We start from the raw sequence: 26,255 nt of genomic DNA on the forward strand, positions 1-26,255 counted from the left end.
GGACACGCCGACTGGCCGTGACGGCCGCGTCGCAGCCTGGTGAAGTAAGTCAGGTGACCACATCCGGCCGTCGTTCGAAGATCCTGCTCGTCGTCGCGCTGCTGCTCGCACTCTGGCCGCTCGCGCCCGCCTACGCCAGCCCTGCGGCTTCGGTCGACACAGTTCAGGCTGCGCCCCGAGGTGCTGAGGTCGTTGCTGTCACCCAGGTGGCGGATCGCCTCACCGACCTGTCGGTGCGGTCCCCTGCGCTCGGTGGGCGGGTGGTCAAGGTCCGGCTGCTCACACCGGACGGCTGGAACCCCAGTGACCGCCGGCAGCACTGGCCGACGTTCTGGCTGCTGCACGGTTGCTGTGGTGACTACACATCCTGGACCGGCACAGACATCGCCTCGATCGCCAGTCTGCGCAAGGTGCTCGTGGTGATGCCGGAGGCCGGCTGGAACGGCTGGTACAGCAACTGGTGGAACTACGGCGCCGGTCGCGACCCCGCCTGGGAGACGTTCCACACCGTCGAGCTGCGCGGGTTGCTGGAACACGGCTGGGGCGCGAGCAGCAACCGCGTGGTCGCCGGACTCTCGATGGGCGGCCAGGGCGCACTCTTGTACGCGGCCCGGCATCCCGGGATGTTCCGCGCGGTCGCGGCGTACTCCGGCTCCGCACACCCGCTGCTGAACGACGAGTCGGTCAACCGGATCATGGGCTTCTTCGCCGGTCAGGGCAACGATCCCCTCCGGGTCTGGGGCGACCCGGTCGCGCAGCGATCGATCTGGGCCGCGCACGACCCGTACTACCTCGCGCGGCAGCTCAAATCCCTGCCCGTCTACCTCTCCTGCGGCGACGGCACCGCCGGCCCGTTCGACCCACCCGGCAAGACCGACGCCCTGGAAGCCGACTTCAACCGCCAGAACCACGCCCTGGCAGACCAACTCGCCCGCGTCGGCGCCAAACACGTCACCACCAACTTCTACGGCCCAGGCACCCACGCCTGGGCGTACTGGCAACGCGAACTCCACTCCTCCCTCCCCATCCTCCTGAAGGCGCTCCACGTCCACACCTAAAATGGCGGGCATGTGGAGCCCGAACTCGCGTGATCTCGGCGGACTTCCTACCCGGTACGGCGTACTGACGCGCGAGCGAGCGTTGTTCCGGACGGAGTCGCTGGACGACCTGGATGAGGCGGGACGGGCTGCGTTCGCGTCGCTCGAGGCCGGGTTGGTGCTTGATCTGCGGTCGGATTGGGAGATGAAGCAACCACATCCGCTCGACGGGCAGGCGGCGTACCGGCGGATTTCGTGGATCGATCCAGAGGCGGAGGCGTTGCGGGATGGCGACGCCGAGCCGCGGATGGTGGACGTATATCGCGGTTCGCTCAGCCGGAACCAGGCCCACATCGCGCGGGGGTTGCGCGCCATCGCGGATGCGCCCGTTGATCGGCCGGTGGTCGTGCATTGCCGGTCGGGCAAGGACCGGACCGGGTTGATGGTCGCGCTGCTGCTGGAGTTGGCCGGTGTGCCGCGGGAGGTGATCGCGGCGGACTATGCGGTCAGCGAGATCAACCTCGGCCTTCAGGACAAGGATGAGTGGTCGCGCACTCTGCCGGAGACGATCCTCGCGTCCCTTGATCACGTCGATCGTGAGTTCGGCGGTGTCCGCGCGTACCTGAGCTGGCTGGGGTTGTCCCCCGCCGAGATCCATCGACTCGCGGCTCGGCTGGTGCCGGTGGACGTGCGGGCGGTGGTGTTCGACTTCGACGGGCTGCTGATGGACACCGAGACGACCATGGTGGAAAGCTGGCGGGCGGAGTGGGCGCATCACGGGCTCGAGCTGGATCTGCACGAGTTCTGGCCGGGGCACGGCGGTGACATCACCGAGGACCGGTACGCCGTACTCGCGGCCGCGGTCGGCTCCGGGTTCGACCGCGACGCGAGCCACGCGCGACGGAAGGCGCATCGGGACGCGATGCATGCCTCGTTGGGATTCCGGCCAGGGGTACGTGAGTGGGTGACGGCGGCGCGGGAGCTCGGTCTGCGGGTCGCGATCGCGAGTAGCTCACCGGCCGCCTGGGTGCTGGGGCATCTCGAGCGGGTCGACGCGGTCGAGCTCTTCGATCTGGTCGTCACCGGTGACGAAGTCGCGACGCACAAGCCCGATCCGGCGATCTACGAGCTGGCTTTGCGGCGACTCGGCGTACGCGGGTCCGAGGCGATCGCGGTCGAGGACACCGCGCACGGGGTCGCGGCGGCGCAGGCGGCGGGGATGTTCGCGGTCGCGATCCCGAACCCGTACGTCCTCGCGGATGCGGTCGCACACGCCGACCTCGTTCTGGGCAGCGCTGACCAGATGTTGCTCGGCGACCTGCTTTTGTCGGCCTCGTCGAAAGGCTCGACGCCCGTAACCGGCTGACCTATCCTGCTGACCCTCTGTAAGTTTCCAACCGGAGGGAACGCATATGAGGAAGCTTCTTGGCGCAGTCGTGACGACGGCTGCGGTCGCGGCAGGGCTGGTGGTCGGGACGCCGGCACAGGCGTCGACAACGGGAACGCAGGCGTGTGACCTGGTCACGGCGCCGAGCGTCGGGTACAGCGCGCTGATGTTGTTCGTCGCGGTCGACCTGGAAGGGTGCTCGACCAGCGTCACCGAGGTGCGGGTCGAGCTGCAGAAGAGCGACTCGCCGTCTGGGCCGTTCACTACGGTCGCCGAGACGTACGCGTACTCGGGCGGCGGTGCGTGGTTCGACGAGGGCACCGGCTGCGGCTACTACATCGGCGTTGCCCACTGGCAAGACCAGACCGAAACCACCCCCACCCCGGCCCACTACTGCAACTGACGTACGCCGACCTGCCGGCACCGCGCGTTTGAGGGGATATCCCCTGGCGTGGTCGGTTCTCCCCTCGTGTCACGGGGGGAGAACCGGCTACAGGAAGGGATATCCCCTCGGACGCTCAGACCCGGAACGCTCAGACCATCCGGATGCTCAGACGACGGAGAGCGGCAGGAGCTTTTTGCCGGTGGGGCCGATCTGGATCTCGGTGCCCATCTGCGGGCAGACGCCGCAGTCGAAGCACGGCGTCCAGCGGCAGTCCTCGACCTCGATCGCGCCGTCCGTCTCGAGCGCGTCCTGCCAGTCCTCCCACAGCCAGTCCCGATCCAGCCCCGAGTCAAGGTGATCCCACGGCAGGACTTCGGCGTACTCGCGCTCGCGGGTCGTGTACCAGGCGAGGTCGACCGGCTCGTCGGCGAGCGCCTTGTCGGCGGACTCGACCCAGCGGTCGTACGAGAAGTGCTCGCTCCAGCCGTCGAACCGGCCGCCGTCGCGCCAGACCTGCTCGATGATGCGGCCGACCCGGCGGTCGCCGCGGGACAGCAGTCCTTCGATGATGCCCGGCTTGCCGTCGTGGTACCGGAAGCCGATCGCCTTCGCGTAGTTCTTGTCGGACCGGATCGCCGCGGCCAGCTTCGACAGCCGGGAATCCGTCTCCTCGGCGCCGAGCTGAGAGGCCCACTGGAACGGCGTGTGCGGCTTCGGCACGAACCCGCCGATCGACACCGTGCACCGGATGTCACGTCGGCCGGAGGCCTCGCGCCCGGTCGCGATCACCTTCTTCGCAAGGTCCGCGATCGCGAGCACGTCCTCATCGGTCTCGGTCGGCAGGCCGCACATGAAGTACAGCTTCACCTGCCGCCAGCCATGGCTGTACGCCGCCGCAACCGTCCGGATCAGGTCTTCCTCGGTGACCATCTTGTTGATCACCTTGCGCATCCGGTCCGACCCACCCTCGGGCGCGAACGTCAGGCCGCTGCGGCGGCCGTTGCGGGAGAACTCGTTGGCCAGCGTGATGTTGAACGCGTCGACCCTTGTCGAAGGCAACGACAGGGACACGTTGCTGCCCTCGTACCGATCCCCCAGGCCCTTGGCCACGTCGGCGATCTCGCTGTGGTCCGCCGAGGACAGGCTCAACAGGCCGACCTCTTCGAACCCGGACTGCTTCAGCCCGTTCTCGACCATGTCGCCGATGGTGGTGATGCTGCGCTCGCGGACCGGCCGGGTGATCATGCCGGCCTGGCAGAAGCGGCAGCCGCGGGTGCAGCCGCGGAAGATCTCCACCGAGTACCGCTCGTGCACGGTCTCGGCCAGCGGTACCAGCGGCTTCTTGGGGTACGGCCACGCGTCCAGATCCATGACCGTGTGCTTCGCGGTCCGGAAGGGCACGCCTTGGCGGTTCGGGACGACGCGCTGGATCCGGCCGTCCGGCATGTAGTCGACCGTGAAGAACTTCGGGATGTACACGCCACCGGACTTGGCCAGCCGGAGCAGCACCTCGTCCCGTCCACCCGGACGACCCTCGTCCTTCCACTCCCGGATCACCTCCGAGATGGCCAGCACGATCTCCTCGCCGTCACCCAGTACAGCGGCGTCGATGAAGTCGGCGATCGGCTCCGGGTTGAACGCGGCGTGCCCACCGGCGAGCACGATCGGGTCCTCGTCGGTCCGATCCACGGCGTACAGCGGAATCCCGGCGAGGTCGAGCGCGGTGAGCATGTTCGTGTACCCGAGCTCGGTCGAGAACGACAGTCCGAACACGTCGAACGCCCGTACCGGCCGGTGGCTGTCGAGGGTGAACTGCGGGATCTCGTGCTCCCGCATCACCTTCTCCATGTCCGGCCAGACGGAGTACGTCCGCTCGGCGAGGATGTGGTCGCGCTCGTTCAGCACCTCGTACAGGATCTGGACGCCCTGGTTCGGCAGCCCGACCTCGTACGCGTCCGGGTACATCAGCGCCCAGCGGACACTGACCGAGTCCCACTCCTTGCTGACCGAGTTCAGCTCACCTCCGACGTACTGGATCGGCTTCTGCACGCTCGGCAGCAACGCCTCCAGGCGCGGGAACAGCGATTCGACAGTCATCAAGAACTTCCGATCGAGGACCAAAGCACCCACCAGCCTAACGCCGAGGTCGCCGTACCCCGGAATCCGCCGGGTGCTAAGCCAGGTGGGTCAGCAGGAGGGGGTTGATTACCTCGGGGTGGGAGTAGGTGACCAGGTGGGCGGCGTTCTCGATGATCTCCAGGTGGGCGCCGGGGATCTGACTGGCCAGGGGTACGACGGTCTCCGGCGGGATGGACGTGTCCGAGTCGGTCGTCACGAGCAGGACCGGTGCGGTGATGTCGGTGAGGCCCGGGAGGAGGTTGGTTGATCCGAGCGCCTCGCAGCAGGCGGCGTACCCCTCGTCCGGCGTGTCGATCAGCATCTGGCGGACCGCGGCCGTCTCGGTGAACTCGGGCAGGAACCACCGGCCCAGCGTCGCGTCGGTGATCGCCTCCGTCCCCTCGGCCCGCACCTGAGCCGCCCGGTCCGCCCACATCTGCGCATCGGCCGCTGGATTCGAGGGCGGGCAGATCACCGCAAACCGGTGAAACCGCTCGGAGGCGTTCTGAGCCAGCCACAACCCGACCGCGCCGCCGAGTGAGATCCCGACGTACGACGCCTGCTCAACCTCGAGCGCATCAAGCAACTCGACGACGTCCCTACCCAACTCCTCAATCGAGTAAGGCCCCTTAGGCGCGTCCGACTCCCCGTGCCCCCGATGATCAAACGCCACCACCCGATGGCGCGCCGCGAGCACCTCAACCTGAGGCGCCCACATCTCAAGCGTCGTCCCTAGCGACGACCCCAGTAGCACGACAGGCGCATCAGCCGGACCGTTCTCCACGTAGTTGAGTCGCATGAACCCACCCTACGGATCAACTACCTGTAGAGGGCTAGGGAGCCGGTGAGGGAGTTGATGGTGGGGTGGGGGCCGTAGAGGGCTAGGCCCAGGTAGTGGATGTCTTCGGGTTTGGTGCCGGCGAGGGTTGTGGACATCTGGTCGTAGGTCCGGGCTTGCTGGGCTACCTGGTGCATGTCGTGGATGGTGATGTCGGGGTGCGCGGCGGCCTGGGTGCGGAGGGTGTGGAGTCGCTCGGCGGGAGCCCGCAGTACCGGGATCGGGTGGGCGCACATGCCGGTGTGGGGTTCGCCGGAGGCGTCGGCGGTGTCGGGGCCGACCACGGCGTCGTGGTGGTTGCCTAGGCCGACGCCGAGGAGGGCGGCGGTGTTGAGGGCTACGCCGACCGGCGCTTCGGCGGCGATGATTACGACCATCTTGTTCGTCAGCACGGCGGCAAAGGTAGTCAAGCGCACGGCACATCACGACCGACTCCGAACACAATTCGGTCGATCTGCGAAAATCCCTACCATGGACGAACTTGATACGGCGCTCCTGCGGATGCTGCAGAACGACGCCCGCCGGACGAACCGCGACATGGCGGCCGAGCTCGGGATCGCCCCGTCGACGTGTCTGGAGCGGATCCGCGGTCTGCGCGATCGGGGCGTGATCAGCGGCTACCACGCCGCCGTCGACCTCCAAGCGATCGACCGCTCCACCCAGGCAATCATCTCGATCAAGCTCCGGCCCCAGGCGATGGCGGTCGCGACATCCTTCCAGGACTACGTGATGAAACTCCCGCAGACGTTGGACATGTTCATGGTCTCCGGCGGCTCCGACTTCCTCGCCCACGTCGCCGTGAAAGACACCCAGGCTCTGCGTGATCTCGTCCTCGCGCTCGCCAAGCGCCAGGAGATCGCCGACATCCGCAGCTCGGTCGTGTTCGAACACCACCGCCGTACGACGATCATGCCGCTACCGGACCGCTGAGAGGGTGACGCCGTTCAGGCGACTTTGAGGACCTGATGGGCCTTGGAGACGGCTGCCTCGGTGGCTGCGTCGAGCTCGCTGCCCTGGCCGGCCAGTATGCCGACCGAGACGACGACGTCACCGACTCCGCTGGTGGCGACCGAGAACTCGAGACCTCGCTTGGGGCCGCTGGTGCCGGTCAGGCGGAACGCGATGCCGCCCGTTCCGACCTTCGGCGCGCTGATCTTCTCGACCTTCATCGACGTATTGGCCTCGCCCTCGGTCTTCAGGCTGACCTTCGTGCAGGAGTCGACCGCGTCCGCGTAGGTCTCCTGCAGATCGGCGACCTCCTTCGCGGTGCCCATCGAGTCGAGGCCGAAGTCGATGTACGGGCCTTCCTGGCTACCGGAGAACGACCGGCTCACGCTGGCCTTCGACCCCGGCGCCTTGGTGGCGTTGAGGTACTTCACCAGGGTCTTGCACCGGCTGCTCGACGAGGAGAACGCCTTCGCGCCGTCGTCCGGCTCGTCGGCCTCCAGCGTGAAGCCGGACGGCAGGTCCTGCAGGACGAGCAGCGCCTTGGTGAGTTCGTCCGCCGTCCGGGTGATCTCGGTTCTCTCACTCGGTGTGGACGCCGTCGCGCTTGGCGTCGGCGTAGTACTCGAGGGAGCCGATCCGCTCTTCTTGTCGTCCCCTCCACAGCCGGTGAGGGAGAGGGCGAGCGCGGCCGTCAGGGCGAGCGGGAGCGACAGGAACCTGGTCATGGACCTTCCAGAACCCTTGAGGGCCGGGCGGGCCCACCGGTGGTCGAGCAGGCAGCAGCGTACCTGACGGATCAGCGGTTGCTGGGAGGCTGGTCAGAACCGGTGCGAACGAAGGTGGATGTTCTGCAGCAGGCCGACCGCGAGCAGGCCGGCGAACATCGAGGAGCCGCCGTACGAGACGAACGGCAGCGGTAGACCGGTCACCGGCATGATGCCGAGCGTCATCCCGATGTTCTCGAACGCCTGGAACGCGAACCAGCACACGATCCCCGTCGCCACCAACCGTCCGAACGCGTCCCGCGCGTTCACCGCGATCCGCAGGCCGCGGAACAGGATCACCGCGAACAGCACGATGATCGCGCCGGCCCCGATCAGGCCGAGCTCCTCCCCCGCGACCGTGAAGACGAAGTCGGTGTGTTGCTCGGGCACGAACGCGTTCTGCGTCTGGCTCCCGTGGAACAGTCCCTGCCCGAAGACCCCGCCGTTCCCGATCGCAATCCGGGCCTGGTTCACGTTGTACCCGATGCCCTGCGGATCCTGGGACGGATCGGCGAACGCGATGAACCGCGACAGCTGGTACTGCTTCAGCACCTGCAGCTTGATCGCGATCGCGGCCACCACGACGCCGGCCGTGAGCAGCCCGAGCATCCATCGCTTCGGTACGCCGGACACCGCGATGATCCCGAACACGATCGAGCCGAGCACCATCACCGTGCCCAGGTCGGGCTGCAGCATCACCAGGATCACCGGTACCGCGGCCACCGCGATGGCCTGCGCGACGTCGATGGTCCGGGCGGTGTCGTGCCGGTCGGTCTCGCCCTTCTCCGCGATCAGCAGCGCCATCCCGACGATCACCGCGAGCTTGGCGAACTCGCTCGGCTGGACCGACATCCCGGGCAGCTGGATCCACGATCGCGAGCCGTTGATGACCGCGCCGACCCCGGGCACCAGGACCAGGACCAGGCCGACGATCGAGGCGGCGTACAGGACCGGGGCGAGGATGCGGCCACGGCGGTGGTCCATCACCGCGGCGCCGATCGCGAGGACCAGGCCGATGGCGAAGTTCAGCGCGTGCCGGATCAGGAAGTAGCGCTGGTTGCCGTCGGTCAGGGAGGTCCGACCATGGGTCGCGGACCAGATCAGCATCGCGCCGATGAACGACAGCGCGACGACGCCGAGCACCAGGACCCAGTCGACCTGCCACACGGTCGACCTGCGGTCCATCCGCGGCCGGGTCCGGATCGGAGTCAGCAGTGCCATGGTCGCGCCCTCATTGCTTCGGCTTCTCTTGCCCGGGCGGCGGAGCGGGCGTGATGTTGTACAGCGTCTCGTAGATCTTGCGGACCGCGTCACCGCCGGCGCCCGAACCCGTACCGGCCTGGCTGATCATCATCACCACGGCGTACCGATCGGTGTACGACGCCAGCCACGAGGTCGTCTGCTTGCCGTAGACCTCGGCCGTACCGGTCTTGGCCCGGACCGGGATCTTGTCGAGCGGGAAGCCCTGGAACTTCCACGCCGCCGTGCCGGTCTTGGTGGTCTCTTTCAAAGCGTTGTCGATGTAGTGCAGCGTGTTCTTCGAGACCGGCAGCTTGGCCTTCACGGTCGGCTTGATCTGGTGTGCTTTGCCATTCGCACCGGTCCACGACTGGACCACGCGCGGCTCGAACAGCGTGCCCCCGTTCGAGAGGGCTGAGTAGACAGTCGCGAGTTGCAGCGGGGTGACCGTGGTGTCGCCCTGGCCGATCGCGAAGTTCACCGCGTCACCGGCGCGGTACTTGTACCCGTCGACGCAGAATTCGCGGGAGAACTGCTTCAGGAACGCGGATGTCCCGGCCGGCGGATTCTCCGAGAGCTTGCAGTAGTAGTCCTTCTGCGAGTCGTAGTACTTCTTCTTCCAGTTCCGGTCGGCGATCCGGCCGCTGACCTCGCCGGGCAGATCGACCCCGGTCGGCGTGCCGAGGCCGAACTTCTTCGCCATCTCGACGAGCGGATCCCGCACGCTCACGTCGCTGGAGTTGCCGCCCTCCTTGAGCCAGAGCGCGTACGCGATCCGGTAGAAGAACGTGTCGCAGGACAGCGCGAGCGCCCGGTCGAACCCGATCATCCCGTACGACGCGGATTCGTAGTTCTTGAAGCGACGGTTTCCGACCTCGAAGTACGACGAGCAGTCCAGCCGGGTCTTCGGGCTGTACCCGGCGCCCAACGCGGCCGAGGTGGTGATCGGCTTGAACGTCGACCCCGGGGCGAGCTGAGCCTGCAGCGCGCGGGACACCAGCGGCGTGCCGGACTTCGACGAGTACAGCGCGTCCAGCTCGCGCTGGGTGATGCCGCCGACCCACACACCCGGGTCGTAGCTCGGGTAGCTGGCCATCGAGACGATCCGGCCGGTCTTCGTGTCCATCACGACCGCGGCACCGGAGTCGGCGACGTACTTCTTCTTCGTGATCGGGTCGTACTGCTTGCGCGCGGTCATGATCGCGCTCTTGAGCTGTGCCTCGACCGAAGCCTGGATCCGCGAGTCGATCGTGGTCACCAGCGTGGCACCAGGCACCGGAGCGGTCTGCTTCTGCACGCCGGTGGTGTACCCGACCGCGTCGACGATCACGTCCTTCACGCCGGGCGTCCCGCGCAGGAGCTGGTCGTACGTACGCTCGACGCCGGCCCGCCCGACCAGGTCCGACCGGTGTGGCACCGAGTCCTGCCCGGCCTTGTCCATGTCCGCGAGCTCGTCGGTGGTGATCGGCGAGAGGTAGCCGAGGATGTGGGCCGCGTTCACCTTGTACGGCGCCGGATACGCGCGCAACGTCTGCGACTCGGCCGCGATCCCGGGGAAGTCCTCGCGGCGCTCCATCACCTCGATGGCAACCTGCTCGCTGACGTCCTTCGCCACCGGGATCGGCTGGTACGGCGTCCCGTTCCAGCAGGCGGGTGGTTTCGACGCACCGGGCTCGCCGCACAGCATCGTCCGCGCCTTCAGGTCCTTCGGCTTCTGCCCGAGCACCTTCGCGAGCCGCGCGAGTACGACGTTCTGCTGACTGTCCGGGAGTTTCGCCAGCACCGACCGGTCGACCGTGATCACCAACGAGACCCGGTTGCCGACGAGCGTCCGGCCCTGCGAGTCGACGATCGTCCCGCGCGGCGCGGGGATGAGCACCTGGCGGGTGTGGTTCTGCGTCGCCGCCTGGGAGTAGTCGGCGTTCGACATGACCTGCATGTACCAGAGCCGACCGAACAGCGTGCACAGCAAAGAGAAAACCAGCACCCCGATCACAAACAACCGCAGGCGCGCTTTAAGAGGTGCCTCAAACCCGTCGAAGCTCATGGCGCGACCCGACGCCGTTCACGAGCCGGGGTGACGCGGCCCATGATCCACATGACCAACGGGATCACGACGATCGCGCCAACCACGTCGTACCCAGCGGCGATGCCGAGGCGGACGCCGAACTCACCCCAGTCGACCGACGGATCGTGCAGCAGCGATCCGGTAGCGCTGTAGAGAAACAGCGAGATCGCGGTCCCGAGCACGACGGTCAACGCGACGCCAAGCGGACCGACCGGCCCGGTGGAGGTCTCCCGCCGGATCAGCCCGGCCACATACCCGGCGATCGCCAGCGACAGCGCCCACCGACCAGCGGTGTGATCAGCCGGCGGTACGACGTCCAGCAGCAGACCGCCCGCGAATCCGGCGATCGCACCCCACTCCGCCCCGCGGGACAGCGCCAGCGCGATCACCACGATCAGCGCGAGGTCACACGTCACCCCGGCGACCGCGATGTTCGTCAGCACGGACGTCTGCACGGTGACCGCGACCAGAAGGAACAGGGCGGCCAACCCGATGCGTACGGCTATCACGTCAGTTCCCCTTCCCTGCTGTTGGTTTGAGTTGAGTGCGTGGCGCCCGGGCCGGTGGTCCGGTCACCACGCCGACGGTGTCGATCCGGGTCGGATCGACGTACGGCTTGATCGTTGCGGTGGACCCGAGAGCCCCCTCGTTCGGCGTCACCGAGGTGACGACGCCGATCGGGACCCCCGGCACGTACGGCGCGTTGCCGCTGGAACCCCAGGTGACGATCCGGTCGCCCACCTTGGGTCGTGCCTTCAGGTCGACCAGTTTGTAGTCGAGGGTGCCTGCCACATCGCCACGACCGGAGACGAAGCCGAGCGCCATCGAGGCGTTCAGCCGGCCGCCAACCGTCGACTGGCGATCGCCGATCAGCAGCACGGTCGCGGTCCCCTGGGTGGTCCGCACCACCCGGCCGACCAGACCGGTCCCGTTCAGCACGGTCATGTCGACGTGCACGCCATCCGCCGTACCGGCGTCGATCGTGACCGTGTGGTTGAAGCTCTGCGCACTGCCGACCCCGATCACCCGCGCCGGCGTCATTGCGAACGCCGGTGCGAGCTTGAGCAGCTTGTCCAGCTCCTGCGCCCGGTTGCGGGCGTAGTCGGACGTGTTCAGCTGCTGGGTCAGGTCCTCGTTGCTCTTCTTCAGTTTTTCGTTCTCGGCCTTCAACCTATCCATTTCCGCGAAGCGGTCCCGGAGGTTGTCCACAGGCTGCCGGGCCGAGCTCGCGGTCGACTCCAACGGGCCGAACACACTCGCCGCACCCTCGCGCAACGGCTCCACCGGGGAGCCGGCCGAACGCCGGGCATCGAGCACGATCAGCGTCAGACAAGCGAGGATCACCAGCACCAGCACGGTTCGGCGGCGGCGCAGCGTCCGCGGAGTACCGACCGAACGCAGCGGCGTACCGGCGGAACGGAATGCGCTCCGGGTCGGGGTTCCGAGGTCTTTGAGCATCGGTGGAACCTCAGCGCCGGGTGTCGGTTACCAGGATGCGGTTCAGGGTCTCGATGTTGTCGACGCACTTGCCGGCGCCGAGCACAACAGCGTCCAGCGGATTCTCGGCGACGTGGATCGGGATGCCGGTCTCGTGGCGCAGCCGCTCGTCCATGCCCTTCAGCAGCGCGCCGCCACCGGTCAGCACGATGCCGCGGTCGACGATGTCACCGGCCAGCTCCGGCGGGGTCTTGTCCAGGGTCGCCTTGACCGCGTCGACGATCGCGGTGATCGGCTCCTCGATCGCCTGCCGGATGTTCGACGACGACACCTTCACCGTCCGCGGCAGACCGGAGACCATGTCCCGGCCGCGGATCTCGCTGTCCGGCCCGTCGGTGGTCGGGAACGCCGACCCGATGGTCATCTTGATCTGCTCGGAGGTGGCCTCGCCGAGCATCAGCGAGTACTCCTTCTTGCAGTAGTTCACGACCGCCTTGTCGATGGCGTCGCCGGCCACCCGGATCGACTGGCTGGTGACGATACCGCCGAACGAGATGACCGCGACCTCCGTCGTACCACCGCCGATGTCGACGACCATGTTCCCGGTCGCGTCGCGGACCTCGAGGTTGGAGCCGAGCGCGGCGGCCATCGGCTCCTCGATGATGTAGACCTTGCGGGCGCCGGCCATGTACCCGGCGTCGCGGACCGCGCGCTGCTCGACCGCGGTGATCCCGGACGGCACGCAGACCACGATCCGCGGCTTGGCGAAGTACCGGCGCCGGTGCACCCGCTGGATGAAGTAGCGCAGCATCTGCTCGGCGGCGTCGAAGTCGGCGATGACGCCGTCCTTCAGGGGCCGGATCGCGGTGATGTTGCCGGGCGTCCGGCCGATCATCTTCTTCGCCTCGTGCCCGAACGCGACCGCTTCGCGCGGCTCGTCGGTCCGGGTCGCCACCACCGACGGCTCGTTCAGCACGACGCCGCGACCCCGCACGTACACCAGAGTGTTCGCCGTACCCAGGTCAACCGCCATGTCGCGGCCGAGCATGCTGTTCGCCACCGCGGCACCTCCCACTCGGTCCCCGATCAGGCTAAGCGCCGCCCGCGCCCAACCCATGGACCGACACGACCCGTCTGTCCGGGACAGATCGTATCCATTCCCTCACGACGAGTTCGCATCGGCCTCCATCACCCTTGTTTCAGGGCAGATCGGGGAACCAGATTTTGATTTCGCGGTCGGCGGATTCCGGCGAGTCCGAGCCGTGGACAAGGTTCTCGCGGTTCGAGAGGGACAGGTCGCCGCGGATGGTGCCCGGCGCGGCCTTGCGACCGTCGGTGGCGCCGTTCAGGGCACGGACGACCTCGATCGCCTCGTCACCCTCGAGGACCATCGCGATCATCGGGCCGCTGATGACGAAGTCGCGCAGCGGCGGGTAGAACGCCTTCTCGACGTGCTCGGCGTAGTGCTGGTCGGCCAGGTCGGCGTCGATCGTGCGCTGGTCCAGCGCGACGATCCGGAGCCCCTTGGCCTCGAACCGGCCCAGCACCTCGCCGACCAGGCCGCGGCGGACCGTGTCGGGCTTCAGCAGGACCAGGGTGCGCTGCGACATCTGTCAACTCTCTCTCGAAATGATCCGGGGCCGTGAGCTTAACCGGCGTGGGCGCGCTTGGCTTCTTCGATGCGGCGGCCGAGGACGATCGCGGCTACCCAGAAGGCGGCGAAGGCGAGACCGAGGACGAACATCACGGGTACGACGAAGCCGAGGCCGACCGCGCCGACCTGGACCACCGACCCGAGGACGTAACCGACCTGGTTGCGCAACAGCCCGGCCGCGATGATCGACAACACAGCCAGCCCGAGGCACACCGAGAGCGCGATCGACGGCCGTACGTCGGCAACGGAGATCATCACCGGAGTCGCCAGCGCCAGTACCAGCGACTCGAACCCGAGCACGATCGACGCGAGTGACCTCATTCGTCGGCCTGCTTCGGCTTGCGAACGAGCAGCGTGCGCGCCTCACCCGCGGTGATGACCGAACCGGTGATCAGTACGCCGCCGGTCCCCATCGCGATCGCGTTCTCCTCGGCCAGCCGGATCGCGTCGTCGATCGCGTCGATCAGGTGCGGCCGGACCAGCACCCGGTCCTCGCCGAAGACCTCGATCGCGAGCTCACCCAGTTCCTCGGCCGGCATCGAACGCTCGACGAAACTGTTCCGGGTGCAGACGACCGTCTGCATGATCGGCTCGTACGCCTCGAGCAGGCCGTACACGTCCTTGTCCTTCATACATCCGAGTACGCCGATCAACGGCTGGAACTCGAACGCCTCGGACACCGTCGCGGCGGTCGCTTCCGCACCGTGCGGGTTGTGGGCGGCGTCGACGATGATCGTCGGGCTGGTCCGGACGACCTCCATCCGGCCGGGGCTGGTGACCTCGGCGAAGCCTGCCTGCAGCAGTTCGGTGGTGACCCGGCCCTCGGCCTGCGCGCTCGCGCCCAGCAGCGCCTCGACGGCCGCGATCGCGGTGGCCGCGTTGTGCGCCTGGTACTCGCCGAACAACGGCACGAAGATGTCCTCGTACTCGCCGCCGAGGCCCTGGACCGAGATCAGCTGACCGCCGACCGCGAGCGAACGAGTCGTGACCCCGAACTCGATCCCCTCCCGGGCGACCTGCGCACCGACCTCGGCGGCCTTGGCCAGCAGAACCTCGAAGACGTCCAGGCTCTGCTGCGACATCACCGTCGTACCGCCGGGCTTGATGATGCCGGCCTTGTCGCGGGCGATGGTGACCGGATCGGCGCCGAGGATGTGCGCGTGGTCGACCGCGACCGGCGTGATCACCGAGACCGTGCCGTCGGCGACGTTGGTGGAGTCCCAGGTGCCGCCGAGGCCGACCTCGATCACGGCCACGTCGACGGGGGCGTCGGCGAAGACCGCGAACGCCATCCCGGTCATTGCCTCGAAGAACGACAGCGGGTGCTCCTGCTCGGAGTCGACCACGTCCAGGTAGGGCTCGATCTCGACGTACGCGTCGACGAAGCGCTGCTCGCTGATCGGTTCGCCGTCGAGCGTGATCCGCTCCCGGACCGACTCCAGGTGCGGGCTGGTGAACCGGCCGGTGCGCAGCCCGGCCTCGCGGAGCAAGCTGTCGATCATCCGTGCGGTCGACGTCTTGCCGTTGGTCCCCGTCAGGTGCACCACGGGGTAGGCCTTCTGCGGGTCGCCGAGCAGCTCGACGAGCCGCCGGACCCGGTCCAGCGTGGGCTCGATCTTGTGCTCCGGCCATCTTTGCTGGAGCCGTGCCGATACCTCGGCGTAGGAGAGGTCACTCATCAGAAGGCCCAGTCTAGAAGGGGCTGTGGATAAAGCGGTCGGAGCACCCCTTGACAACCACTACGATTGTGCGCATGAGCCAGACGTCCCGCGTTCCAGACAAGCCCAGCCTCGACGGCCTCGAGGAGAAGTGGGCTGCCGTATGGAAGGAGCAGCAGACCTACGCCTTCGACCGCACCGCGGAGCGCGCCGATGTGTATTCCATCGACACGCCTCCCCCGACGGTCTCCGGTTCGCTGCACGTCGGCCACATCTTCAGCTACACCCACACCGATCTGGTCGCCCGTTTCCAGCGGATGCGCGGCAAGAAGGTCTTCTACCCGATCGGCTGGGACGACAACGGCCTGCCCACCGAGCGCCGGGTCCAGAACTACTACGGCGTCAAGTGCGACCCGTCGCTGCCCTACGACCCTGACTTCACTCCCCCGGAGAAGCCGGACCCGAAGCGCCAGCTCCCGATCTCCCGGCAGAACTTCGTCGATCTGTGCGGTGAGCTCACCCACGTCGACGAGCAGGCGTTCGAGTCGATGTGGCGGCAGGTCGGCCTGAGCGTCGACTGGTCGTACCTCTACACCACGATCTCCGAGGACTCCCGCCGTACGTCGCAGCGCGCGTTCCTGCGCAACTTCGCCCGCGGCGAGGCGTATCTGGCCGAGGCGCCGACGATGTGGGACGTCACGTTCCAGACCGCGGTCGCGCAGGCCGAGCTCGAGGCCCGGGAGTACGCCGGTGCCTACCACCGGATCGCGTTCCACGGCGCCGACGGCCCGATCTACATCGAGACCACCCGGCCCGAGCTGATCCCGGCCTGTGTCGCGCTGATCGCGCACCCGTCCGACGAGCGCTACAAGCACCTCTTCGGGACCACCGTTCGCACGCCGCTCTTCGACGTCGAGGTCCCGGTCCTCGCGCACGAGGCGGCCGAGATGGACAAGGGCGCCGGCATCGCGATGTGCTGCACGTTCGGTGACCTCACCGACGTCCAGTGGTGGCGCGAGCTGCAGCTCCCCGTCCGCACGGTCATCGGCCGCGACGGCCGACTCCTGCGCGACACCCCGGAATGGCTCTCGGGCTCTGAGTTGTACGCCGAGCTGGCCGGCAAGACCGTGTTCAGCGCGCGCGAGCTGATCGTCGCGAAGCTGCGCGAGAGCGGCGACCTGGACGGCGAGCCGAAGCCGACCAAGCGGATGACGAACTTCTACGAGAACGGTGACAAGCCGCTCGAGATCGTCTCGACCCGCCAGTGGTACATCACCAACGGCGGCCGGGACGCGCACCTCAAGCAGGAGTTCCTCGACCGCGGCAACGAGCTGGCCTGGGTCCCGGAGCACATGCGGCACCGCTACCTGAACTGGGTCGAGGGCCTGAACGGTGACTGGCTGGTCTCCCGCCAGCGCTTCTTCGGCGTCCCGTTCCCGGTCTGGTATCCGCTCGACGACAACGGCGAGCCGGACTACGCCCACCCGCTGATGCCGAGCGAGGCCGAGCTCCCGATCGACCCGACCTCGCAGGCCCCGCGCAGCTTCGACGAGTCCCAGCGCGGCAAGCCCGGTGGGTTCGAGGCCGACCCCGATGTGATGGACACCTGGGCGACCTCGTCGCTCAGCCCGCACATCGTCTGCGGCTGGGAGCGGGACAACGACCTGTTCGCCCGCACCTTCCCGATGGACCTGAACACGCACGCCCACGAGATCATCCGGACCTGGCTGTTCTCCCGCGTCGTCCGGGCCCACTTCGAGAACGGCACGCTTCCCTGGGCGCGGTCGATGATCTCGGGCTTCGTCGTCGACCCGGACCGCAAGAAGATGTCCAAGTCCAAGGGCAACGCGGTCGTCCCGTCGGAGATCCTGGACAAGTTCGGTTCGGACGCGGTCCGCTGGCGGGCCGCGATGGCCCGGCCGGGGATGGACTCTCCGTTCGACGAGTCGCAGATGAAGGTCGGTCGCCGGCTGGCGATCAAGGTCCTGAACGCGTCGAAGTTCGTCCTCGGGTTCGGGGCGACGACGGTGGACGCCTCCGCGGTGACCGAGCCGGTCGACCTGGCGATGCTGCAGCAGCTGCGGTCGGTGGTCACCGACGCGACGGCCGCCTTCGAGCGGTACGACTACACCGGTGCGCTCGAGGTCAGCGAGCGATTCTTCTGGACCTTCTGCGACGACTACGTCGAGCTGGTGAAGGAGCGCGCGTACGGCGGCCAGGGCGAGGCGGCTGCTGATTCGGCGAAGGCGGCGCTGGCCGTTGCGTTGTCGGTCCAGTTGCGGTTGCTGGCGCCGTACCTGCCGTTTGCGACCGAAGAGGTGTGGTCGTGGTGGCAGGAGGGTTCGATCCACCTGGCTTCGTGGCCGACGCCGGAGGCGGATCTTGCCGTTGCGGATCAGGAGGCTGAGGTCCTGGATGCGGTCTCCGAGGTGCTCGCGGGGATCCGCGGCGCCAAGTCGGAGGCGCAGGTCTCGATGAAGACCGAGGTCAGCAAGGTCGAGGTCACCGGTCCCGCGGCCCGGTTGGCGCTGGCGGAGCGGGCCGAGCCCGATCTGCGCGCGGCGGGCCGGATCACCGGCGAGATCGTTTGGCACGCGGACGAGTCCGAGGCCGTGAAGGTCGTCGCGACGCTCTGACGTTTGGACGTCCTGACGTCTGGTCGTCCCGGATTGCCCGTCTCTCGTTGGGGAGGCGGGCAACCGTTTTTCCACCCGAAGCGAGATGCTGGAGTCGAAGCCACCTCCTGAACCGACTACGCTACGGAGCCGATTTGTCTCGATGTGGAACCATCGGGTCCGAACCGAGCGACCGTAGCCCGAGGAGCCAACCCCATGAGTGACCCCACCACCCCGGCCGGCCCAACTCCCGAGGCTCCTGTCCCCACGCCCGCTTCCAAGTCCGCTGACGCACCTGAGTCGGCGACGGAAACCACGACCGAGATCCCACCGGTGGTCGCAGCAGGCGCGGGCGACAAGACGGTCGAGGAGCCTGCGGCTGCCGCTGCGGACAAGCCGGAGACGGGCTTCTTCGCGGAGCAGCCGGAGGAGGCCCCGGCGGCCGAGGGAAAGAAGCGGTGGTGGAGGCGCTCAGGCAACCACGAAGGCACAGCGGCCGCCACGAAGACCGCGGGCGCCACGAAGACGGCCGACGCGGGAGAGTCGGTGGACGCTACGAAGACAGCGGACGCTGCGACGACCGCGGGTGCGGGAGAGTCGGCGAGCGCTGCGACGACCGCGGGTGGTGCGACGACGGCGGACGCGGGGAAGTCGGCTGGTGCTGCGACGGCGGCGGGTGCGGGCGGGGCAGCGGGGGGCACGAAGGTTGCAGGGCCGGCGGAGGGGGATGCGGGGAAATCGGCGGGCGGCGGAGCTCCTGAGGTTAAGACGAAGTGGTGGCGGCGGATTCGGGTTCGAGGGCCTTGGGTCACCGTAGGCGGGGTTGTGGCGGTGCTGATCGTGCTGGCACTGCTGGGTTACGTCTGGGGCTTGGGTCCGCTCAATCGGCTGAACGCCCAGAGGGCGATCACACCGCCCGCGAAGCTCGCCGGCCTCGACAAGGTCACCGATCAAGAGATCCGGACTCAGGCGCAGCTCGACCAGACCCAGGAAGCGTTGAGCAGGATCAACGACGGCAAGGATGTGACGGTCGAGGCCTACGGGAGTTTGGACGGCGATCGCTTTTTCGTCCTGATCGCACTGCGTGGGAAGGTCGACCTCGACAAGACCGTCGCAGACTCCGGTGCAACCGGGGACCAGATCAAGAAGGTCGGCAAGTCCACCTGCGTCGAGACCACGAACCTCCCGACCCAGTGTTATCTCACATCCAGCACGCTGACGGTCATCCTCCAGTCTGCAAACGAGGGCGTCACCGTCGACCAGGTAGCCCCGGTAGCCGAGGAAGCCTTCGACGCGATGAAGTAGCTAACTCAGCACGCCCGCGATCGCGATCATCAGCGGGATCGACAGCAGCGTGCTGAGCAGCACCACACTCCGTGCCAGAGTGCGGCTGCTCCGGTAATGAACGGCGTACACATAGACGTTCTGCGCAGTGGGCAGCGCGGCCAACAACATCGGCGCCAGCAAAGCCGTCCCGTGGAGATCGAGTAGCCACCGGCCGACGGCGTACGCCGCGATCGGCTGCACCACGGTCTTCAGAAGCACGGCCAGTACGACGTCCCGCTGCAGTGTGATCGAGTCCTTCGTGCCCGCACTCATGCTGAGCCCATAGGCGATCAGCGCGACCGGGACCGCAGCCGCCGCGACGAGTTCGATCGGCCGCATCACGAGCGTCGGCAGCGGCACGCCGGTCAATGAGACCAGCAGACCAAGCAGTGACGCCACCGTCAGCGGATTGCGGAACGGCCGAGCCAACACCGTCCGCAGCGACACCCGCCGACCCGACCCCTGCTGATCACCATCGAGCACCGCGAACGCGATCGGCGCCATCACCAACAGCTGGAACAACAGGATCGGCGCAACCAGCGCCCCGTCCCCCAGCACGTACGCCGCCACCGGTACGCCGAGGTTCCCCGCGTTCACGTACGACGACGCGAGTACGCCGATCGTCGCCTCCGAACGAGTCCGTCGCCACACCGCGGCCATCACCAGGAAGATCACCTGGACCACGAACAGACTGGCCACGTTCGTGACGAGGACCACCGAGAAGATCGAATGCACGTCCGCCCGGGCGACCGTCGTGAAGAGCAACGCCGGCATCGCCACGAAGAACGCCAGCCGGGACAACACCTGCTCGTCCTCGGACCGCAGTACGCCGAGCAGCCCGACGACGTACCCGATCAGCGCCACCGCGACCAGCGCGGCGAAGGCACCGACGATCGCGGACACGTCAGGCACTCAGCGGCTTGGTCACGGCCGCGATCGTATAGGAAACGTCACCCCGAAGGCCGCCGCAATCCCATCCGCTGGACTCTCAGCAGGGACCGTTCCCACTGCGGCAACTGCTGATGATGCCGGCCATCGTGGCGCGGAAATGCTCGTGATCCACGGGATCGAGATCCGCGAAGAGCTTGTCCAGCGCCTTGCCGACATCGGTGTGGAAGGCGATCGCAGCGCGACGTCCGGCCGGGGTCAGCGTCACCTGCAGCGCGCGCCGATCGCCCGGGACCGGTGAACGCTCGGCCAGCCCGCGCTTCTCGGCCCGATCCATCAATCCGGTGAGCGCAGCCTTCTCCACACCGAAGCTCTGTGCGAGCTCGGCCATGCCCCTCGGGCCGTCGAGCAGGACGCAGAGCAGCTTGGCCTGCACCGGCGTCAGGTCGTGCCGCTCGGACAGCACGGCGTACATGCTCTGCACCACACTCGTCAGCTGCAGCAACCCCGAGGCGGCATCCAGCTGATCCGGCTCCACCTCGGGCCCATGCAGCACAAAGCCCCTCTTGCTCACAGGAATACGGTACATGGCGCGTATGGTTAATGTCGCATACAGTACGTGGCATTAACCATCGAACCCGGAGGACTGATGTCATTCACCGAACTGGAGCTCGACTATCTGCGGTCACAACCTGTGGGCCGCCTCGCGACCGTCGGGACCGACGGTCAGCCGGACGTCGCACCGGTCGGTTTCGAGTACGACGGGACGTATGTGTACGTCGGCGGCATCGACCCGGCCAAGACCCGCAAGCATCGCAACGTCAGGGCCGGTAACACGAAGGTCGCGTTTGTCATCGACGATCTGGCGTCCACCCAGCCCTGGATCCCCCGCTACTTGCGCATCTACGGAGAGGCCGAGCTGATCGAGCGCGACGGCCAGTTCGGACCGGGGCCCTACCTACGGATCACCCCGGCCATCTCCTGGAGCTTCAACCTGGAGGCCCGGCCGTTCACCCACGACGACAAGGTCGTCACCACCCGCACCGTGCACACGTCCGAGGCGGTGAGCAAGCGATGAGCTTCGACACCCGCGCCGGTACGCGCGGCGCCCGTCAACCGCGCGGCCGGGTGATGAAGTGGATGAACCGCCTGATGAGCCGGCGCATCCGCCGGACCAGCACCTTCATGGGCTTCAATGCCTTGATCCTGACGACCGTCGGCCGCAAGAGCGGAGCCGAGCGTACGACGCCGGTCGGCTGGTTCCCCGATGACGGGAACTGGTTGATCGTCGCCTCCGCAGCGGGCGCACCGGGTAACCCGGCTTGGTACTACAACCTCGCCGCTCACCCGGACCAGGTCCGGATCGAGGTCGACGGCCGGACCGTGGAGGTCCGCGCGGAGCAGTTGCACGGAGCCGAGCGTGCCGCGGCCTGGGAGCGGATCACGGCCGCCTCGCCGCGCTTCGCCGAGTACCAGGTGAAGACGGATCGTGAGCTGCCGGTGATCCGGCTGGTTCCGCGGCACTGAACCGTAACCTGTCAGAGGCTGACGAGTCAGGGCCCAGGACTGAAAAATTCCACCGCCTTCGTCGACGATGGTGGCCATGACTACTTCCGCTCGAGTTTTCAGCGCCGCGCTGGGCGCAACAGTGGCGTTGCTGTCGGCCGCCTTCGTACCGGCGGCCGACGCGGCGCCCATCGGCGACCCGACCGCAGCCGCCACCGTGGTTCAGGCCGGGTACGGACTTCCGCTCGGTGACGCGGACCTCGTCGAGACCCGGAGCTACGAGACGCTGGCCCGCGGGGTCACGCTGACCCGGATCGTCCGCGGCACCGAGCCGGCGCCGGCCGACCAGATCAACACCACGCCGCGTGGCCCGTGGGTCGTCAGCGTGCTCACCATCGACCCGAAGAAGGCGAAGGGCCACCTGCAGGCGACGTACGGCGCCGACCTGGCGCAGGTCGAGAAGACGTCGGACCTGGTGAAGTCGGCCGGTGCGCTGGCCGGCGTGAACGCGTCCTTCTTCACGTTCACCGCGAACCCGCAGTACCCGGGTGACCCGGTCGGCCTGGGCATCTCCAACGGCAAGCTGCTCAGCGAGCCGCTCGCCGACCCGACCGAGGCCAACCTGCTGATCGATGCCAAGAGCAACAAACTGACGACCGGCCACCTGAGCTGGACCGGCACGGTCAGCAACCGCCGCGGCACGGTGCTCCCGCTCGAGTTCATCAACCACCCGCCGGTGATCCCGACCGCGTGCGCCGCCCTCCCCGACCAGACCGCATGCACCGTCCCGGGTGACGTCGTACTGTTCACGCCCGAGTTCGCCGCCACCACCCCGGCCGGCGCCGGTATCGAGGTCGTGCTCGACCACAAGGGCTGCGTGGTCCGGACGTCGAACCTGCGCGGTACGGCGCTCGCCGCCGGCCAGACGTCATTGCAGGCGACCGGCCAGGACACCTCCGCGCTGCTGAAGGTCGCCGCCAAGGGTTGCGGCGTCCGCACCAACCTCGCGTTGTCCGACGAGAACGGCCGCAAGGTTCCGCTGCACGACGGCCTGTACGGCGTGACCGGTCGCTACCAGCTGACCAAGAAGGGCGAGATCGTCGTACCGGCCGGGACCGGCAGCTTCTTCGACCGCAACCCGCGGACGATCGCCGGTACGACGCGTGACGGCAAGATCATCCTGGCTGCGCTCGACGGCCGCCAGACGACGAGCGTCGGGACGACACTGGACGAGACGGCCGCGGTCGCGAAGGCGCTCGGGATGCGCGACTCGATCAACCTGGACGGCGGCGGCTCGACCGCGATGGCTCTCCAGGACGGCACTCTCGTCAACCACCCGAGCGGCACCAACGGCGCCGAACGAGCGGTCGGCGACGCCGTCGTCTTCGTCCCCGGTCAGTAGTCCGGTGCGGTGGTGGGGAACTCTCCACCACCGCACACCTTCTAGTAGCCGTAACCGCCGGACGAGGACGGCGCCTGCGTCGGGGCTGCCGCCGTCGTCGTCGCGGCGTGCCAGGTGAACGCCGTACCGCCGAACGAGTCCTGCGCGTTGTTCCCCTTGTCCTGCCCGGCACCGGTGTCGAGCTTGAAGGTGTACAGCGGCTTGCCTTGGTAGGTCAGCTGATCCGCTCCCGTGTCGGACCGCTGCACGACAGCAACACCCGGGACCGCCTTCGCTGCGTCCGCCGTTCCGGTCGCCGGAATCCAGAAGGTCAAGCAGTTCGCGGTGCACTTCAACGCGCCGCTCGCTTCCTGGTCGGTGAAGTACAGCGTCTTGCCGCTGGCGTCGACCAGCGTCGGACCAGCACCGTTCACATCCTTGACCGACACCGCGGCGGCCGGCGCGTTGCCGGTCGACTGCTGTGCGTTGCCACTGGCACCGCAGGCGCTCAACGCCGCCATTCCAACTATTGCTCCAAGCAACCATTTCGTGGGTTTCATTCAGAGTCACTCCTTTCCCCGGCAAGTACGCGAAACCGTGCCCGATGGTTCAGTTGAACCTTTGATCGCTTCCATACGTAGTTGATGGATGTGGATGACGACACAGTGATCCGCGCGCTGTACGACAGGTACCGGCGGCCCTTGTTCGGCTACGTCCTGCGTTCGGTGGGCGGAGATCGCCAATACGCGGAGGACATCGTGCAGGAGACGATGGCGCGGGCGTGGGCACACTCAGCCGAGCTGGACCCCGACCGGGCCGGCGGCTGGTTGTTCACGGTCGCGCGCAACCTGGTCATCTCCGGTCGCCGCAAGCGCGGCGCGCGGGTGGCCGAAGTACCGATCGAGGGCCGCGAGTTCGCCGCTCTCGGTGATGACATCGACCGGGTCCTGCAGGCCTGGCAGGTGACCGAGGTTCTGCACGGTCTCAGTCGCGACCACCTGCAGGTGATCATCGAGCTCTTCTACAAGCGGCGCACCGTCAACGAGGCGGCCACCGTGTTGGGGATCCCAGCCGGGACAGTGAAATCGAGGAGCTACTACGCGCTCCACGCACTGCGCGCCGCGTTGGAGGAACGAGGGGTGACCGGCTCATGACCTGCCCGGAGATCACCACGATCGGCGCCTACGTCCTCGGTGCGCTCGAGCCCGCGGAACGGCGTACGACCGAACAGCACCTGGCGACCTGCGCCGCCTGCCGCGAAACCCTGCTCCAGTTCGCCCACCTCCCCGCGCTCCTGCACTCCGTCCCACTCGAGGACATCGAGTCGGACGCACCGGAGCCAGTGCCCCTCCAACTGCCCAAGAGACCTGTACGACGGAAGCGGCTGTTGGCCACCGTGGCTGCGGCGGCTGCTCTCGTCGTCGCCGGCGGGGTTGTCGGTTTGCAGACAATCGACACCGCGACAGCGGTCACCTGGTCGTCGACGAATGGCGCGGGCGGGATCGACACCACGGCCAAGCTCACCAGCCACGGCTGGGGTACCGACATCCAGCTCAAGATGACTGACCTCAAAGCCGGTGAGCACTGCGAGCTGATCGTGCACGGGCGCGACGGGACCACCGAGACGGCCGGCTGGTGGGCCGCGCCGAGCAACTACCGCGCCGAGGTCCCGGCCAGTACGTCGATCCCGTTGCAGGACATCGATCACCTGGAGGTCGTCACCGCTGGGAACACCGTCCTCAGCACGATGTCCCCAGCGACACGATGATTCACCAGCTGTTGTTGGAGATTGCGGTCCCCAGGTAGACCTGGTCGTAGGTATTGCCGTCGTTGTCGTCGGTGTAGGCGACGGCAACCTCGGCGTACGGCGAGACCGCGACCGTCATCTGCTCCTGGCGCCCGGCCGGGACCGAGCTCAGCTGCTGGGACGACAACCGCCCGGTGTCCGTGCCGTTCGTGCCGAAGCCGCGGACCCAGACGTCGAGGTCGGTGGCCTGAACGGTCCAGCCGACGACCGACTGCGCTTGGTCGTCGATCCCGATCGACGGTGCCTTGGCCCCGTTGGCGACCAAGACGTCGGCGTACCGGGCTGTGCCGGTCGAGGTGAAGGTGCGCGTCCAGGAACCCGCCGTACCGGTGTGGTCGGACTCCCACGCGACCGCGAAGTCACCGTTGAAGTTCGCCGCCACGGACGGGTGCGTCTGCTGCCCGGTGGTGTTGGAGTTCGCCACTCGGCGGGACAGCGTGGCCGCACCGTTGGTCCGGGCCAGCCGGATCAGTCCGACGTCGCCATCGGCTTCCCAGACGACGTCCGCGTCGCCGGAGGCTGACACTGCGACGTCCGGGTTGTGCTGCTGGCCTGTCGCCACAGATGCGGTGACTTCCCAGGCCCGCGTAGTCGGTCCGGTGTATCCGGCCGCCTTGACCGTTGCCGGCGTACCGGTCTGGATGTCCTCCCACGCCACCGTGAACGCGACCGCTGCACTGCTCGGCGCACCGTCTGGGTCGACAGCGACCCGCGGGTTGATCTGCTGACCGGCAGAGCTCGTGTTGGCGTTGCCGGTCGCGGTGACCGTGCCGGCGGTGCTCACGACGCGGTACGGGATGTTGTAGAAGCCGTTGCCGTCCGGGTCGTCCTGCCACACCACAACCGCGTTGCCCTTGTCATCGAGACCGACGTCCGGATGCAGGTGCCGCCAGTTCGTCACTCCACTGCTGCCACCGGCGGACAGCTTCTTCTCGTAGACCGCTGTGCCGTTGTGGAACAGCCGCAACCAGATGTCGCTGTGCACGTTGTCGGTCGCGTTGTCGGTGTCGCGGTCGTCCTCCCACACCACAGCCACGTAGCCGTTGCGGTTGGTCGCGATCGACGGTGCGTCCTGGTCGCCAGTGGACACGCTGTTCGCGGTCGCCCAAGTCGGTGCGGCGATGTGTGCGTCCGCAGTGGGGGCTGTGAACGTGAGTGCGGTCGCCGCCAGCGCGGTGATTGCCAGTGTCTTCTTCACG

General features: G+C 67.7%; 27 protein-coding genes. 11 read left to right on the plus strand and 16 right to left on the minus strand.

Annotated features, from left to right (window positions below):
- Positions 1 to 53: 53 nt before the first annotated feature.
- Genes AB0L70_RS27840 through AB0L70_RS27850 form a run of 3 tightly spaced genes read left to right on the plus strand, consistent with a single transcriptional unit; the run spans position 54 to position 2,827 of the window.
- The gene (locus AB0L70_RS27840; protein WP_363689183.1) at positions 54 to 1,058 is read left to right on the plus strand and encodes an alpha/beta hydrolase family protein; all 1,005 of its coding nucleotides are present in this window, start codon (positions 54 to 56) and stop codon (positions 1,056 to 1,058) included.
- Between the two features lie 10 nt (positions 1,059 to 1,068).
- A complete protein-coding gene (locus AB0L70_RS27845) occupies positions 1,069 to 2,403 on the plus strand; it encodes an HAD-IA family hydrolase (protein ID WP_363689185.1) in 1,335 nt (444 codons plus the stop codon).
- A gap of 46 nt (positions 2,404 to 2,449) precedes the next feature.
- Positions 2,450 to 2,827 (plus strand): hypothetical protein, encoded by a 378-nt coding sequence (locus tag AB0L70_RS27850; RefSeq protein ID WP_363689187.1) that lies wholly within the window; start codon positions 2,450 to 2,452, stop codon positions 2,825 to 2,827.
- 147 nt (positions 2,828 to 2,974) lie between these two features.
- Here AB0L70_RS27850 and AB0L70_RS27855 read toward each other — a convergent pair whose 3' ends face one another.
- The 3 genes from AB0L70_RS27855 to AB0L70_RS27865 all read right to left on the minus strand — a co-directional run bounded on the left by AB0L70_RS27855 (position 2,975) and on the right by AB0L70_RS27865 (position 6,157).
- Complete coding sequence (locus AB0L70_RS27855; RefSeq protein WP_363689189.1) at positions 2,975 to 4,906, minus strand: TIGR03960 family B12-binding radical SAM protein; 1,932 nt, start codon at positions 4,904 to 4,906, stop codon at positions 2,975 to 2,977.
- A gap of 76 nt (positions 4,907 to 4,982) precedes the next feature.
- Positions 4,983 to 5,726, minus strand: a complete 744-nt coding sequence (gene pcaD, locus AB0L70_RS27860) for a 3-oxoadipate enol-lactonase (RefSeq protein ID WP_363689191.1) — start codon at positions 5,724 to 5,726, stop codon at positions 4,983 to 4,985.
- A gap of 20 nt (positions 5,727 to 5,746) precedes the next feature.
- Positions 5,747 to 6,157, minus strand: coding sequence for a DUF2000 domain-containing protein (locus tag AB0L70_RS27865; protein ID WP_363689193.1), 411 nt, complete (start codon positions 6,155 to 6,157; stop codon positions 5,747 to 5,749).
- A gap of 79 nt (positions 6,158 to 6,236) precedes the next feature.
- Here AB0L70_RS27865 and AB0L70_RS27870 point away from each other — a divergent pair, with 79 nt between their 5' ends.
- The gene (locus tag AB0L70_RS27870) at positions 6,237 to 6,695 is read left to right on the plus strand and encodes an Lrp/AsnC family transcriptional regulator (RefSeq protein ID WP_363689195.1); all 459 of its coding nucleotides are present in this window, start codon (positions 6,237 to 6,239) and stop codon (positions 6,693 to 6,695) included.
- A gap of 14 nt (positions 6,696 to 6,709) precedes the next feature.
- Here AB0L70_RS27870 and AB0L70_RS27875 read toward each other — a convergent pair whose 3' ends face one another.
- The 9 genes from AB0L70_RS27875 to AB0L70_RS27915 form a co-directional block, all read right to left on the minus strand.
- Positions 6,710 to 7,438: a hypothetical protein gene (locus tag AB0L70_RS27875; protein ID WP_363689197.1), complete on the minus strand. Its 729-nt coding sequence runs from the start codon at positions 7,436 to 7,438 to the stop codon at positions 6,710 to 6,712.
- 93 nt (positions 7,439 to 7,531) lie between these two features.
- Complete coding sequence (gene rodA / locus AB0L70_RS27880; protein ID WP_363689199.1) at positions 7,532 to 8,698, minus strand: rod shape-determining protein RodA; 1,167 nt, start codon at positions 8,696 to 8,698, stop codon at positions 7,532 to 7,534.
- Between the two features lie 10 nt (positions 8,699 to 8,708).
- The gene (gene mrdA / locus AB0L70_RS27885; protein WP_363689201.1) at positions 8,709 to 10,763 is read right to left on the minus strand and encodes a penicillin-binding protein 2; all 2,055 of its coding nucleotides are present in this window, start codon (positions 10,761 to 10,763) and stop codon (positions 8,709 to 8,711) included.
- Complete coding sequence (gene mreD / locus AB0L70_RS27890) at positions 10,760 to 11,293, minus strand: rod shape-determining protein MreD (RefSeq protein ID WP_363689203.1); 534 nt, start codon at positions 11,291 to 11,293, stop codon at positions 10,760 to 10,762. The genes mrdA and mreD overlap by 4 nt, the downstream gene beginning before the upstream one ends.
- Before the next feature lies 1 nt (position 11,294).
- The gene (gene mreC, locus AB0L70_RS27895; protein WP_363689205.1) at positions 11,295 to 12,242 is read right to left on the minus strand and encodes a rod shape-determining protein MreC; all 948 of its coding nucleotides are present in this window, start codon (positions 12,240 to 12,242) and stop codon (positions 11,295 to 11,297) included.
- Positions 12,243 to 12,252: 10 nt separating this feature from the next.
- Positions 12,253 to 13,269 carry a rod shape-determining protein gene (locus AB0L70_RS27900; protein ID WP_363689509.1) on the minus strand — a complete coding sequence of 339 codons (1,017 nt, stop codon included), beginning with the start codon at positions 13,267 to 13,269 and terminating at the stop codon, positions 12,253 to 12,255.
- A gap of 151 nt (positions 13,270 to 13,420) precedes the next feature.
- On the minus strand, positions 13,421 to 13,831 hold the full coding sequence (gene ndk, locus AB0L70_RS27905; protein WP_363689207.1) for a nucleoside-diphosphate kinase: 411 nt from the start codon (positions 13,829 to 13,831) through the stop codon (positions 13,421 to 13,423).
- A 38-nt stretch (positions 13,832 to 13,869) separates the two neighbouring features.
- Positions 13,870 to 14,196, minus strand: a complete 327-nt coding sequence (locus AB0L70_RS27910) for a DUF4233 domain-containing protein (protein ID WP_363689209.1) — start codon at positions 14,194 to 14,196, stop codon at positions 13,870 to 13,872.
- The gene (locus tag AB0L70_RS27915; RefSeq protein ID WP_363689211.1) at positions 14,193 to 15,554 is read right to left on the minus strand and encodes a folylpolyglutamate synthase/dihydrofolate synthase family protein; all 1,362 of its coding nucleotides are present in this window, start codon (positions 15,552 to 15,554) and stop codon (positions 14,193 to 14,195) included. Before AB0L70_RS27915 ends, AB0L70_RS27910 begins: the two co-directional genes overlap by 4 nt.
- 74 nt (positions 15,555 to 15,628) lie before the next feature.
- Between AB0L70_RS27915 and valS the strand changes: the two genes are divergently transcribed.
- Positions 15,629 to 18,169 (plus strand): valine--tRNA ligase, encoded by a 2,541-nt coding sequence (gene valS / locus AB0L70_RS27920; protein ID WP_363689213.1) that lies wholly within the window; start codon positions 15,629 to 15,631, stop codon positions 18,167 to 18,169.
- A gap of 195 nt (positions 18,170 to 18,364) precedes the next feature.
- On the plus strand, positions 18,365 to 19,453 hold the full coding sequence (locus tag AB0L70_RS27925; protein WP_363689215.1) for a hypothetical protein: 1,089 nt from the start codon (positions 18,365 to 18,367) through the stop codon (positions 19,451 to 19,453).
- Here AB0L70_RS27925 and AB0L70_RS27930 read toward each other — a convergent pair whose 3' ends face one another.
- Together AB0L70_RS27930 and AB0L70_RS27935 are read right to left on the minus strand one after the other, a co-directional pair.
- Positions 19,454 to 20,377 carry an AEC family transporter gene (locus tag AB0L70_RS27930; protein ID WP_363689217.1) on the minus strand — a complete coding sequence of 308 codons (924 nt, stop codon included), beginning with the start codon at positions 20,375 to 20,377 and terminating at the stop codon, positions 19,454 to 19,456.
- An 85-nt stretch (positions 20,378 to 20,462) separates the two neighbouring features.
- Positions 20,463 to 20,936, minus strand: a complete 474-nt coding sequence (locus AB0L70_RS27935) for a MarR family transcriptional regulator (RefSeq protein WP_363689219.1) — start codon at positions 20,934 to 20,936, stop codon at positions 20,463 to 20,465.
- 75 nt (positions 20,937 to 21,011) lie between these two features.
- On the opposite strand from AB0L70_RS27935, the gene AB0L70_RS27940 reads away from it, so the two are divergent.
- The 3 genes from AB0L70_RS27940 (at position 21,012) to AB0L70_RS27950 (ending at position 23,270) form a co-directional block, all read left to right on the plus strand.
- Positions 21,012 to 21,440 (plus strand): PPOX class F420-dependent oxidoreductase, encoded by a 429-nt coding sequence (locus tag AB0L70_RS27940; RefSeq protein ID WP_363689221.1) that lies wholly within the window; start codon positions 21,012 to 21,014, stop codon positions 21,438 to 21,440.
- On the plus strand, positions 21,437 to 21,889 hold the full coding sequence (locus tag AB0L70_RS27945; RefSeq protein ID WP_363689223.1) for a nitroreductase/quinone reductase family protein: 453 nt from the start codon (positions 21,437 to 21,439) through the stop codon (positions 21,887 to 21,889). Before AB0L70_RS27940 ends, AB0L70_RS27945 begins: the two co-directional genes overlap by 4 nt.
- 76 nt (positions 21,890 to 21,965) lie before the next feature.
- Entirely contained in the window at positions 21,966 to 23,270 is a 1,305-nt protein-coding gene (locus tag AB0L70_RS27950; protein WP_363689225.1) for a phosphodiester glycosidase family protein, read from the plus strand.
- Positions 23,271 to 23,311: 41 nt separating this feature from the next.
- Here the strand turns inward: AB0L70_RS27950 and AB0L70_RS27955 are convergent, their stop codons facing one another.
- Positions 23,312 to 23,809, minus strand: a complete 498-nt coding sequence (locus AB0L70_RS27955; RefSeq protein WP_363689227.1) for a hypothetical protein — start codon at positions 23,807 to 23,809, stop codon at positions 23,312 to 23,314.
- Between the two features lie 84 nt (positions 23,810 to 23,893).
- Between AB0L70_RS27955 and AB0L70_RS27960 the strand changes: the two genes are divergently transcribed.
- A complete protein-coding gene (locus AB0L70_RS27960) occupies positions 23,894 to 24,403 on the plus strand; it encodes a sigma-70 family RNA polymerase sigma factor (protein WP_363689229.1) in 510 nt (169 codons plus the stop codon).
- Positions 24,400 to 25,017, plus strand: coding sequence for a zf-HC2 domain-containing protein (locus AB0L70_RS27965; RefSeq protein ID WP_363689231.1), 618 nt, complete (start codon positions 24,400 to 24,402; stop codon positions 25,015 to 25,017). The genes AB0L70_RS27960 and AB0L70_RS27965 overlap by 4 nt, the downstream gene beginning before the upstream one ends.
- 1 nt (position 25,018) lies before the next feature.
- On the opposite strand, the gene AB0L70_RS27970 is transcribed toward AB0L70_RS27965, so the two are convergent.
- Positions 25,019 to 26,254 carry a hypothetical protein gene (locus AB0L70_RS27970; RefSeq protein ID WP_363689233.1) on the minus strand — a complete coding sequence of 412 codons (1,236 nt, stop codon included), beginning with the start codon at positions 26,252 to 26,254 and terminating at the stop codon, positions 25,019 to 25,021.
- Between the last annotated feature and the right edge of the window lies 1 nt (position 26,255).

The organism is Kribbella sp. NPDC051952, from assembly GCF_040680855.1.
Lineage (GTDB): Bacteria > Actinomycetota > Actinomycetes > Propionibacteriales > Kribbellaceae > Kribbella.